This is a genomic window from Bacteroides caecigallinarum (assembly GCF_021530995.1).
Classification (GTDB): Bacteria; Bacteroidota; Bacteroidia; order Bacteroidales; family Bacteroidaceae; genus Phocaeicola; species Phocaeicola faecigallinarum.
Genome location: NZ_JADYTF010000108.1, coordinates 1 through 12,191, shown reverse-complemented (window position 1 = coordinate 12,191; position 12,191 = coordinate 1). Strand labels below are relative to the sequence as shown.

Genomic DNA, 12,191 nt, shown 5'->3' with positions numbered 1-12,191 from the left:
TCTTCTTGAAGAAGACCAAGCTGCTGAAAAACGGAGAAGCATCCGTTTGTATGCGTATCACTGTAGATGGTACGCGAGTTGAAAACAACATCCGCAAAAGCATTGACCCGTCTCTCTGGAGTCAGGCTAAGGAATCCGCCAGAGGCAAAAGCCGCAAATCATGCGATCTGAATGCCTATATCGAAAATGCGAGAATCAAGTTACATCAGATTTTTTGTGAACTGGAAGAACAGAACCAGCCTATAACGGCACGTCTGTTACAGGAAATATTTTTCGGACAGGACAAAGAACCGGAAGCGGTACGCACCCTCATCGGTACCATGCAGGAGCACAATGACCAATGCCGTGCCCTGGTCGGTAAAGACTACGCCCTGATTACCGTTCGCCGTTATGAAAGCTGCAAACGCTATCTTGCCGAACTTATCAGACAGAAATACAAAAAGGATGATCTGCCGCTGACGGAAGTCAACGGTGAACTGGTACGTGCCTTTGAATTTTATTTGAAGACTGAAAAGGAATGTCAGCAAAATACCGTTATCCGTTATATGAAATGTCTGAAGAAAATTACCAATTTGGCACTGGCCAATGAATGGATAGCCAAAGACCCGTTTATCGGTATCAAGTTCCACGAAAAAGAAGTAATCCGTGAGTTTCTTACTATGGATGAGCTACTGACCATCTACCACAAGGAATTTCCTCTGGAGCGAATCACCGTAGTCCGTGATGTTTTTATCTTCGCCGCCTTTACCGGTCTGGCTTTCATCGACGTGCAACAGCTTTCCCCTGAGCATATCGTAAAAGACAACAACGGAAACCTGTGGATCAGGAAGCCACGTCAGAAAACAAAGAACATGTGCAATATTCCGCTACTGGATATTCCTTTGGAAATCCTGAGAAAATATGCAGATTATCCGGCCTGCAAAAAGAAAGGAGTATTGCTGCCTGTCCCCTGCAATCAGAAGATGAACAGCTATCTGAAAGAGATTGCTGACCTGTGTCTGATAAAGAAGAACCTGACTACCCACACCGCCCGTCACTCATACGCCACATCTGTCTGTTTGGCCAATGGGGTAAGTATTGAGAATGTAGCCAAAATGCTCGGTCACTCCAATATCAAGATGACGCAGCACTATGCAAAGGTACTCGACAGTTCCATTCTGAAAGATATGAATAATGTAAGGGATGTACTTTCAAATTGTCTGTAGCTTATGAAAAGAGAAATTATTCATATAACGGAGGACGGCAGGATTGTTATTCCTGCTGTCCATCCTGATAAGATTCGTATGGACGAAGCCGAACTCGTCGGCTTGTTCAATGTGGTTGCACCGACCTTACGAGCAGCAAAAAGAAGAATATATAAACTTGGGATATTGCAACCATTCACCGCAGAACAACGTATTCCGTTAAAAGAGGGGTATCAGGTAGTCTATAACCTGGAAATGATATTTGCGCTTGCCTTTCAGATTAACACTTATCCGGCACAACAATTACGTGAGTATATAATAAGCAGACTGTTCCAGTCTGAAAAGTCAATGGTTATCTGCATGGTGAATGGAAATCATAAGTCATATCTAAAATGCTGATAAATATTGATTTTACTATTTCATGCGGATAATAAGCCGCAAAATTTGCGGTTAATTATCCGCAAAACCGTATATTTGCAGAAAACAGTGATGCCTATGTATATACATGAACATAAAGAATGGCCTTCCTTTTCGTGGAACAAGGAACTTGTCGGTGAGAAACTGAACAAGGTAAACAAAGCTGTCGGTTATCTGATGGGACGCCTTAGTGTAATCGGTTTTAACGACAAGATGTCTGCCGTAGTTGAATCCATCTCTCATGACATCATTGCATCATCAGAAATTGAAGGAGTGGAATTGAACAATGAACAGGTACGTTCATCTGTAGCCCGCAAACTCGGAGTACAACTACCGAATCCGACCGAATCCTCACGATATATAGACGGAGTAGTGGAAATGGCACTTGACGCAACCGTCAATTTCAACAGTCCGCTTACCCATGAAAGACTCTTCGGCTGGCACAACTGCCTGTTTCCTACCGGATGGAGCGGTCCAACGAAAATAGATGTAGCCCGATACCGCAGTGGAGAGATGAAAGTTATTTCTGGAATGTTCGGTCGGGAAAAGGTACATTATGTAGCGCCTGCTACTGAAAGAATAGACGAAGAAATGAATCGGTTTCTGGACTGGTTCAATTCAGATGCACATAACGGCTATGTAAAATCGGCGATAGCCCATTTGTGGTTTGTCTGCATCCATCCTTTCGATGACGGAAACGGACGAATCGGACGAGCCATTGCTGATATGGCACTTTCACAGGCTGAAAACTCAAAGATGCGTTTCTTCAGTATCTCCCATCAGATAAACAAGGATAAAAAACAGTATTACGACATATTGGAGAAAACACAGAAGGGAGATTGCGAAATTACTGAATGGATTATCTGGTATCTTGACTGCCTGCTCCGTTCCGTCGAGCAATCCGACGAAACATTGTCAAAGGTTCTTAACAAGGCCATATTCTGGCAAACCCATGCCGAAACAGCCCTGTCCGAACGACAACGTGAAGTTTTGAATTTATATTTGGACGGTTATCCCGGCAAACTGACGGCTAAAAACTGGGCAAAACGTGTAAAGATATCACCAGATACAGCAGCACGCGATATAAAAGATCTGGTAGAAAAGGGTATTCTGATACCCCAGCAGGGGCGGGTTCGTGACGTATTCTACGGAATCCGGTGTAGTGAGTCTATCCTTGTCATCCCCATGCCTGAAGATGTATAATTGTTCATCATGCAAGCATAAAGGCTGTGTGACATCGGTTCATCCAGACCGGTACACAGCCTTTATGCCTTTCTTTTATTTACTACTCATATATGCTTCACGATAATTCTCCTGAAGCATTTTCTCAATATCACTCTCCCGGTAAAGGATTTTACCACCCAACTGGTAGTAGGATATTCTCCCTTCATTACGATAATCCTGAAGCGTGCGTCTGCTCAGTTTCAATTGTGCCGACACTTCCTTGTCGGTCAGATAGCGTTCACCACCCAGTACGGGACGGTTTCCGACCGTCAGATTTTCAATCCTGACCAACATACGGTCAAGACTTCCCATGATACGGTGTACCCATTCTTTGCTGTCTGTTCTCAGTTCACTCATGTTATTATGGATTTAGTGGTTATTGTTTAACTGTTATATATTACGGCCTCTGTAAAGAGCCTCTTTTCTTCTGTCCTCAACTTTCTTGATGATACCCTGCACATCTTCCGGCTTATAGAATATCTTGTGATTGATTTGAGAAAAAGGCAGGGTACCGTTATCACGGAGTGTCTGCAGGGTACGGGGTGAAATGTTCAGATACCGGCATACGTCCTGATTATCCATCCACTTGTGCAGCGCCCTATCGTTCTCCCGGTTGCAAATTTCCATGACCCGATGCTCAAAGTATTCAAACTTACGTACCAATTCCTCAAACAGTTGTTTTTCTATTCCTACAAATTCCATATCGTTTCCTTTTTTTGTTGATTGATGTTTATTCTTTTTTCGTTGTTTGCGACAAAGAAAAGCCATATATTCTGAAAGGCAATGGTTTCCGCTTAACTGGCAGCATGTGGCGCTGATTATCCTAGTTATGAGGTCACATTCATATCATTTTCTGCAAATATCCCTACATTCAGGGACTCCATCCAACAATGAATTACAGAATAAAAGATCTATGAACCTGATTCAATAAATGTCCATTGCAATGGATAAGGAATGGTTTATTTCCATGTAACCTTACTTCATCACTTTTCCAAGCCATTGATTAGATAAGGAAGCAAAGAAGTGTTCCTTCAATAATTCACAGATATGAATATTTACTACAGTACGACAATACGACATTAAGTCAGTAAATATTCAAGTCAATAAATCAGTAACTGTTTGAATCCCCGGTTCATTGTTTCATCAAACAGGAAAAATACCGCATTCCACACCGATTGCCCTGCATGCAAACTGCAACAGGGTACATTGTTGCCACATCCCAACCAACTGTTTGACTATTGAAAACTTATATTCTTTTTTTGCCAGACAATTCATTCCGAGATATATCGGAACATGGCAAACAAAATGAGAAAATACATGATGAATAGAAACGGAAAAACAGGTCTGTCCCCTCCATAAGATGATACAGACAACGGTATTATTTCTCCCGGATTTATAAGGAGGATATTCAGAGATGCTCAAAATAGCGGGAATCTGGTTTTTAGTGGAGCAAGTTTGTGTTTCGGGCAGACCGAAACCGCTTGCTCCCACTATTGGACGCAGTGAGAGGTTCATCCCGCTGGTCTAATCAGTACATTCATTTTATACAATAGTCAACAGATGGAAAAGAAACAGAATACAGAACGAAACAACAAGGGCGGCCGTCCTCCAAAGAGTACGACCGACAAATTGAAATACCGTGTTACCGTGAAACTGGCGACACCGGATTACTATACACTGAAAAGCAGGGCAAGAAGCGCAGGCATATCGGCAAGCGAATACCTGAGGGAATGTTTCCGTAAGGGATATGTCCGGCAAAGACTTACAGCGGAACATTCCGACTATATCCGTAAACTATGCGGTATGGCGAACAATCTGAACCAGCTGGCTCATAAGGCAAATGCCGGAGGATTCGATACGGCAAAGCTGGAATGCCGTGTACAGGTGGCAAGAATCGAAGAACTGCTGAACCATATCCTGCTATGATTGCGAAGATTGTAAAGGGAAGCGGATTCCGTGAGGTTACCGGCTATATCATTGACAGTAAAAAGAATGTCAGGATTATCGCACATGCCGGCTTGTTCATTGAGGATGTTGCCACAATTACAAAGTCTTTCGAAGCACAGGCCGGTATTAATCCGAAAGTATCCAGACCGGTCGGACACATTGCACTGGGTTTTTCCAAAGAGGATGAAAGCAGGCTGACCAGCCGGATTATGGCAGAAATTGCTCTGGAATACATGGGACGGATGGGCATAAGGAACACACAGTTCTTTATAGTCAGACATTTCGACAAGGAGCATCCCCATATACATATCGCCTACAACCGGATAGACAATGATGGCAGGACCATATCCGACAAAAACGAGCGGTTACGGAGTGCACGCATCTGCAAGGAACTGACCTTGAAATATAGTCTGCATATGGCCAAAGGTAAGGATCATGTCAAGACTGAACGCTTAAGGGAACCGGACAAGACAAAATATGAACTTTACAATCTGCTTAAAACGGAAGTCAGAAAGGCCAGAAACTGGAAGGAGCTGATTGCCGGATTAAGCGAAAAGGGAGTGGATGTACGGTTCAAATACAAGGGGAAATCCGATGAAGTACAGGGTATCGTGTTCATCATGAACGGCTATTCCTTCAGCGGTTCCAAAATTGACAGGCAGTTCAGCTATTCCAAGATAGATGCCGCATTAAAGACACCGTCACATTCGGAAACAGAAAGACAGGTAGTTGTTCAAAGTGAACCGATATGGCAACAAGAATCGCATGGCAGTGAATTGTACAGCGGTTCTTTAGGTCTGTTCACACCGAACCTGCAACCGGAACAACCAGAAGGTTATCCGGACGATTATTTGAGAAAGAAGAAAAAGAAAAAACAACGTAAAATAAGATGGTAAAGTATGGAAAAAGACAATGTATATGTTTTGTTTGAAGAAATCAAGAACAAGATTGAGATGATAAACGGGAAGCTGGAACAGAAGACCGGAACACCAACTGGCAGACAGGCAGAAGAAGTAATCCCGACATGCGTAAGGCATATTCACCGGCATAATTTTGACGTCAGGTCAAGCAAAGTATTTTCTCTTTTAGTCGGAATGGGCGTGGTATGCAGCCTGTCCTTATGGGGAAATATCAGACTTTGGCAGTCCAACCGGCAATATGCAGACGATGCCCTGAAGTTCCGTGCCATCCGTTCCTGGAGCGGGTGTACTCCGGAAGATATTCTCTGGTTGAACAAGGTTTTTGACATCCATCGTGACGAGAAGGCCATCGAATGGGTCAGAAAACAGGCCGACGGGTACGAGAACGAGCTGAAAGCTGTTTCCGACAGCCTGATGCAGGAGAAACTTAAATTACAGGTAGAATCTGAATCCGATTGATATGGCCAGTGTGAAAGTAAAATTCAGACCTTCCACCATAGAGGAAAAGGAAGGCACCGTCTATTATCAGATTATCCAAAGCCGTGTAATCCGTCAGTTAAAGACGGATTACCGGATATTTACGGATGAATGGAACGAAGCTGGAAGCTGTATCATTGTCGGTAGTTCGGAACGAAGCAATCTGCTCCTTTCCTTGCAGGAACGCATGGAGTGGGACCTGAAACGGCTGGACATGATTATCCGCCAACTGGATAACCGGAAAGCCGGATATACGGCAGATGATATTGTCGCTTCTTTTCAAAGCAATACAGAGGGACAGTCGCTTTTCAACTTCATGCAGGGCATCATAGCCCGTCTCAAACAGATGGGCAAGATACGCACAGCTGAAAATTATTCCTGTACTCTGAAAAGTTTCATGCAGTTCAGAGGAGACAAGGATATTCTATTGTCTGAAATTGATTCGGATTTGATGCAGCTTTATGAAGCCTACCTTCATGGGAAAGGGGCCGTACGGAATACCAGTTCATTCTACATGCGTATCCTTCGGGCGGTATATAACCGTGCCTTGGAAAAGGGACTGATGGAACAGCGCAATCCTTTCAGGCATGTCTATACGGGAGTGGACAAGACCGTCAAGCGTGCCGTTCCCTTATCCGCCATCAAGCGTATGAAGAATCTGGATCTGTCCTTACAGCCTAATCTGGAATTTGCAAGGGACATGTTCCTGTTCAGCTTCTATACCCGTGGCATGTCGTTCATAGATATGGCTCACCTGAAAAAGAAAGATCTTCAGAACGGATTTTTATCGTATCGCAGACGAAAGACCGGGCAGCAGCTGATCATCAGGTGGGAAAAATGTATGCAGGAGATTGTCGGCAAATACCCGGAAGACAGCCTCAGTCCTTATCTTTTGCCGATATTGAAATATCCTTTTAAGGATATGCACAAGCATTATAGGAATGTCATGTCCGGAATAAACAGATACCTTAAAGAAATAGCCAGACTGGCCGATATATCCGTTCCTCTGAGCATGTACTGTGCCCGTCATTCATGGGCAAGCGCAGCCAAAGGCAAGAACATTCCGATTTCGGTTATCAGTGAAGGAATGGGACATGATTCCGAGGCGACTACACAAATTTATCTGGCCTCATTGGATAACTCCGTAGTGGACAAAGCCAACGCACAAATTCTGAAAAGTCTGTAGGATTGGAGAACGTTTAGCAAAAGCATTCATTTCTTAGACAGAGGGACTCACTCTTGCGCAAAGTTATACATTTTATTGAAAATCCTGCAATTCCGGCCGTTGGATTTTCATCCGGAAGTCATTGAATTTCAACTGTTGTTTAGCAACTCTACATATAATTCATCAGCAAATCAGCCTTATAGCCCGAAATCTCCCTCTGTCTAAGAAAGACGCAGACACCAGGACTTTCTCATCCCCTTTACGCACAGAAAGAAGATGGAGAAAACGACCGGAGAAGCCGACATACAGGAGAACAAGCTGAAAGAACTTTCACCCGACTTACTGAATACCTTGCTCAAAGATCATACAACGAGTAAGGAAGGAAAACAGTGTAATATATTCTGGGCTACTTCCGATTATGAACCGCTCGGCAAAGGTTATGAATACGGGTCACAGATTCTTCCGGAGCTGATAACCGGAGAGAACGGGCATGTGGTCATGCCCCGTGTTCTGAAACACAGGGATACCCAAAGCACACGTTCCCGGGAAATGGCGGAGGTATTTACTCCGTCCTGGATATGTAATGCCCAGAACAACCTTATCGATGAAGCCTGGTTTGGCAGAAAGGATGTATTCAACCATGAAGTGACATCCAAAGACGGTACACATTCATGGGAAATCAATCCTGATAGAATTGCTTTTCCTGAAGGCAGGACATGGAAAGACTATGTACGGGAAAACCGGCTGGAAATCACTTGTAGAGAAGCTCCTTATCTGGTAAGCAGGTATGATACGACTACCGGAACATTCATTCCTGTGGAGAAACGTATCGGTTTGCTTGACCGTAAACTCCGTATTGTCAGTGAGAATACTGCGACAACGCGTGAATGGCTGGAGGCAGCCAAGGATGCTTACAGAAGCATCTATGCCTATGAATGGCAGGGTGACAGTCTTCTTCTTGCCCGTGAAGCCCTTCTCTTATCCTTCATCGAATATTACCGGAACAAGTTCAGTAAAGATCCGCAAATTAAATCCATCAACCATATAGCCTATATCATCTCCTGGAATGTATGGCAGATGGACGGACTGAAAGGTGTTGTTCCGGACAGTTGCGGAGAACGTGTGCGGATGGAACCAAGCCTGTTCGGTACGATTGAAAGACGGGAGCCGTGCGAGGGCTGTCTGAAAAATGACCTGACCAAGCACAACGGAATTTACTGCATTATCAAGGACTGGCGGGCAACGGACAAGGCAACAAGAAAAAAGGGGAAACGAATCCGATTTATCGACCTCATAAATGAAAAAGCATGAGATTCACATCGTCCCTGAAACTAAAACTGATCTATGTGTTCCGTATCAATGATGCGGCGCACCGTGGATGCCTGAAGATTGGCGAGGCAACCTGTGAGGATGAAAACGTGTTCGGTCTGTCTCCTAACAGCAAGGCGCTCAATGAAGCGGCAAGAAAGCGTATCAACCAATATACACAGACGGCAGGCATCGCATACGATCTGCTATATACGGAACTGACCGTTTATAACCGTGGCGGACTCCGTTCATTCAACGACAAAGAGGTACACAATGTCTTGGAACGCTCCGGTATCAAAAAGAAAGTCTTCGATACAGTCAACAAAGCCAATGAATGGTTCATCACCGATCTGGAAACCGTCAAGCGTGCCATTGCGGCTGTCAAGGAAGGCCGGAGCTCCCTTTCATCAGCGGAAGTTACCCGTGAATATTCCCCGATTGTATTCCGGCCGGAACAACAAGAAGCCATCAACAAGACTAAAAAACAGTTCAGAAAAGGTAACCAGATGCTCTGGAACGCAAAGATGCGTTTTGGAAAGACCCTTTCTGCCCTGCAGGTTGTCAAGGATATGGAGTTTCAGCGTACTCTGATTCTGACTCATCGTCCTGTGGTGGATGCCGGATGGTTTGAGGATTTCGGTAAGATATTTTACGACCGCAAGGATTTTGCATACGGTTCCAAGAACAACGGGGAAAGTTACGACAGTCTTGAACGGCAGGCAGAAAGTAACGGATTGCATTATGTCTATTTTGCCTCCATGCAGGATTTGCGTGGTTCTGAACTTGTGGGTGGTAACTTCGACAAAAACAACGAAGTGTTTGCTACCGATTGGGACCTGATTATCGTGGATGAAGCGCACGAAGGCACCCAGACCGAACTAGGTAAAGCAGTTATGGGAGAGCTGGTCAAGGAACAGACCAAAGTATTGCGTCTGTCAGGTACTCCATTCAATCTGTTGGATGATTTCAAGGAAGATGAAATTTATACATGGGACTATGTGATGGAACAGCGGGCCAAGATGAGCTGGGACGAACTACATTTTGGTGATCCCAATCCGTATGCCTCATTGCCTACACTCAATATCTATACCTACGATCTGGGACGGCTGCTCCATGAATTTGTAGATGAGGATGTCGCCTTTAACTTCAGGGAATTTTTTCGGGTCAATGAATCTGGCGGTTTCTGTCATGAAAAAGATGTGCTGGCTTTTCTGAATCTTCTTACCAAGGAGGACAAGGCCAGCCTTTATCCATATGCCAACGAGGAATATCGAAATATTTTCCGCCATACCCTCTGGATGGTGCCCGGCGTGAAGGAAGCACGGGCACTGAGTGCCATGCTACAGACACATCCGGTGTTCCAGCATTTCAAGGTGGTCAATGTAGCCGGTGACGGTGATCAGGACGAGGAGAGCCGTGATGCCCTGGAAGCCGTGGAACAGGCTATCGGAAAAGATCCGGATGCTACACGGACCATTACCCTTTCTTGCGGACGACTGACGACCGGAGTAGGTGTAAAGGCATGGACTGCCGTATTCATGTTGTCCGGTTCCTATAATACAGCTGCATCCAGTTATATGCAGACCATCTTCCGCGTACAGACACCGGCCACCATCAACGGACGGATGAAGGAGCAGTGCTATGTTTTTGATTTTGCTCCTGACCGTACCCTGAAAGTGATTGCCGAAACAGCCAAAATATCGGCCAAAGCCGGAAAGACTTCACAAAGTGACCGTAAGGCTATGGGTGAGTTTATCAATTTCTGTCCCATCATATCCGTTGAAGGCTCACAGATGAACTGCTTTGATGTACCCCGTATGTTGGAACAGTTGAAACGGGTATATGTGGAACGTGTCGTCCGTAACGGGTTTGAAGACAACAGTCTGTATAACGATGAGCTGATGAAACTGGATGATTTGGAACTACAGGAATTCGATGACCTGAAAAAGATTATCGGTCAGACCAAGGCCATGCCCAAGACCAACCAGGTGGACATCAACAGTCAAGGCCTGAACAATGAGGAATACGAGGAAAAGGAGAAGCTGGAAAAGAAACCCAAGAAGGAACTTACGGAGGAAGAACGGAAACGGCTGGAAGAACTGAAAAAGAAGACCAAGAACAGGGAAGCGGCCATTTCCATACTCCGTGGCATCTCAATCCGTATGCCTCTGTTGATTTATGGTGCAGAACTGAGCGATGAGAATCAGGAAATCACGATTGATAATTTCGCCTCACTCATTGACCCGCAGTCATGGGAAGAGTTCATGCCCAAGGGAGTGACCAAGCAGAAATTCAACAGCTTCAAAAAATACTATGATCCGGAAATATTCTGTGCTGCCGGAAAACGAATCCGTGCGATGGCCCGTGCCGCGGACAAACTGAGTATTGAGGAACGAATCGAACGTATTACGGACATTTTCAGCACTTTCCGTAATCCGGACAAGGAAACGGTGCTTACTCCGTGGCGTGTGGTAAACATGCACCTCGGCGACTGTCTGGGAGGCTATAACTTCTATGACGCAGAGTATCAGAATGTGATTTCTGAACCACGGTTTATAGACAAAGGAGAAGTTACCGCAGAAGTTTTCTCCCCTGAATCCCGTATTCTGGAAATCAATTCCAAATCCGGACTTTATCCGCTTTATATGGCATACGGCATTTACCGGGCAAGGGTGAAGGCTTCTCTTTTCGCTGTAGAAACAGTAGAAGAGCAGCAGGCTGTATGGGACAAGGTCATAGCTGAAAACATCTTTGTCATCTGTAAGACTCCAATGGCTAAGAGTATTACAAAACGTACGCTTGCCGGATTCCGTAAAGCTAGAGTAAATACAAGATATTTTGAAGATTTAATCAACCAGATTAAGAACAAGCCGGAAAACTTTATAGCCAAAGTTGCCAAAGGTCATTCTTACTGGAAAGCCATAGACAATAACAATATGAAATTTAATGCGATAGTGGGAAATCCACCATATCAAGAGGTTGTTGATCAGAAAGAAAGTACAAACGGACAAAAGGTTAGCATAAGTATCTTTCAATATTTCCAAACTATCAGTGAAAAGGTAGGGAAATATACAGCTTTAATATATCCAGGCTCTAGGTGGATCCATCGTTCAGGAAAAGGACTTGAAAAATTTGGTTTGGCCCAAATGAATGATCCTCATTTAGCTCTACTTGAATTTTTCCCTTGTTCTAAAGATATATTTAAAGATGTAGCTATTGCTGATGGACTTTCCATTGTACTAAAAAACATGGAAAAGAAAGAATGTGGATTTACATATAAATATTCTGTAGATGGTAAAGTGATTACTATCCAAGCTAACAATCCAGGAAATGATATGTTTTCTCTTAATCCACAAGATAATGAAATTATAAAAAGATTAGATAATGCAATCAAATCATTCGGATGTTTACATGACTCCATAGTAAGCATTCAGTAAACCCCGTCAGAACTCAGTCTTGATTCTTTATATTTTTGTACCCATAACCAATATTGTACAAAAATGAAGAATATGACATTAGACCAATTCAAGCAGACATACGAAGACTGGA

At 44.1% G+C, this 12,191-nt stretch carries 11 protein-coding genes; 9 read left to right on the top strand and 2 right to left on the bottom strand.

Annotation, left to right across the window (positions count from 1 at the left end; translation table 11 throughout):
* The 3 genes from I6E24_RS13070 to I6E24_RS13060 form a co-directional block, all read left to right on the top strand.
* Positions 1 to 1,205 (top strand): site-specific integrase (locus I6E24_RS13070; protein WP_235328975.1); only part of this gene is annotated, 1,205 nt, incomplete at its 5' end.
* 3 nt (positions 1,206 to 1,208) lie between these two features.
* A complete protein-coding gene (locus I6E24_RS13065) occupies positions 1,209 to 1,583 on the top strand; it encodes a hypothetical protein (RefSeq protein ID WP_087424339.1) in 375 nt (124 codons plus the stop codon).
* Positions 1,584 to 1,679: 96 nt separating this feature from the next.
* Positions 1,680 to 2,804, top strand: a complete 1,125-nt coding sequence (locus tag I6E24_RS13060) for a Fic family protein (protein WP_235328974.1) — start codon at positions 1,680 to 1,682, stop codon at positions 2,802 to 2,804.
* A 75-nt stretch (positions 2,805 to 2,879) separates the two neighbouring features.
* On the opposite strand, the gene I6E24_RS13055 is transcribed toward I6E24_RS13060, so the two are convergent.
* Together I6E24_RS13055 and I6E24_RS13050 are read right to left on the bottom strand one after the other, a co-directional pair.
* A complete protein-coding gene (locus I6E24_RS13055) occupies positions 2,880 to 3,182 on the bottom strand; it encodes a helix-turn-helix domain-containing protein (protein WP_235328973.1) in 303 nt (100 codons plus the stop codon).
* A gap of 33 nt (positions 3,183 to 3,215) precedes the next feature.
* Positions 3,216 to 3,527, bottom strand: coding sequence for a helix-turn-helix domain-containing protein (locus tag I6E24_RS13050; protein ID WP_235328972.1), 312 nt, complete (start codon positions 3,525 to 3,527; stop codon positions 3,216 to 3,218).
* Positions 3,528 to 4,385: 858 nt separating this feature from the next.
* Here I6E24_RS13050 and I6E24_RS13045 point away from each other — a divergent pair.
* The 6 genes from I6E24_RS13045 to I6E24_RS13020 all read left to right on the top strand — a co-directional run bounded on the left by I6E24_RS13045 (position 4,386) and on the right by I6E24_RS13020 (position 12,079).
* The gene (locus I6E24_RS13045; RefSeq protein WP_009319097.1) at positions 4,386 to 4,751 is read left to right on the top strand and encodes a MobC family plasmid mobilization relaxosome protein; all 366 of its coding nucleotides are present in this window, start codon (positions 4,386 to 4,388) and stop codon (positions 4,749 to 4,751) included.
* Positions 4,748 to 5,668, top strand: a complete 921-nt coding sequence (locus tag I6E24_RS13040) for a relaxase/mobilization nuclease domain-containing protein (protein ID WP_235328971.1) — start codon at positions 4,748 to 4,750, stop codon at positions 5,666 to 5,668. Before I6E24_RS13045 ends, I6E24_RS13040 begins: the two co-directional genes overlap by 4 nt.
* Positions 5,669 to 5,671: 3 nt before the next feature.
* Entirely contained in the window at positions 5,672 to 6,151 is a 480-nt protein-coding gene (locus I6E24_RS13035; RefSeq protein ID WP_235328970.1) for a hypothetical protein, read from the top strand.
* Between the two features lies 1 nt (position 6,152).
* On the top strand, positions 6,153 to 7,355 hold the full coding sequence (locus I6E24_RS13030) for a site-specific integrase (protein WP_235328969.1): 1,203 nt from the start codon (positions 6,153 to 6,155) through the stop codon (positions 7,353 to 7,355).
* Between the two features lie 255 nt (positions 7,356 to 7,610).
* On the top strand, positions 7,611 to 8,645 hold the full coding sequence (locus I6E24_RS13025; protein WP_235328968.1) for a restriction endonuclease subunit M: 1,035 nt from the start codon (positions 7,611 to 7,613) through the stop codon (positions 8,643 to 8,645).
* Positions 8,642 to 12,079, top strand: coding sequence for an Eco57I restriction-modification methylase domain-containing protein (locus tag I6E24_RS13020; protein ID WP_235328967.1), 3,438 nt, complete (start codon positions 8,642 to 8,644; stop codon positions 12,077 to 12,079). Before I6E24_RS13025 ends, I6E24_RS13020 begins: the two co-directional genes overlap by 4 nt.
* Positions 12,080 to 12,191: the final 112 nt, after the last annotated feature.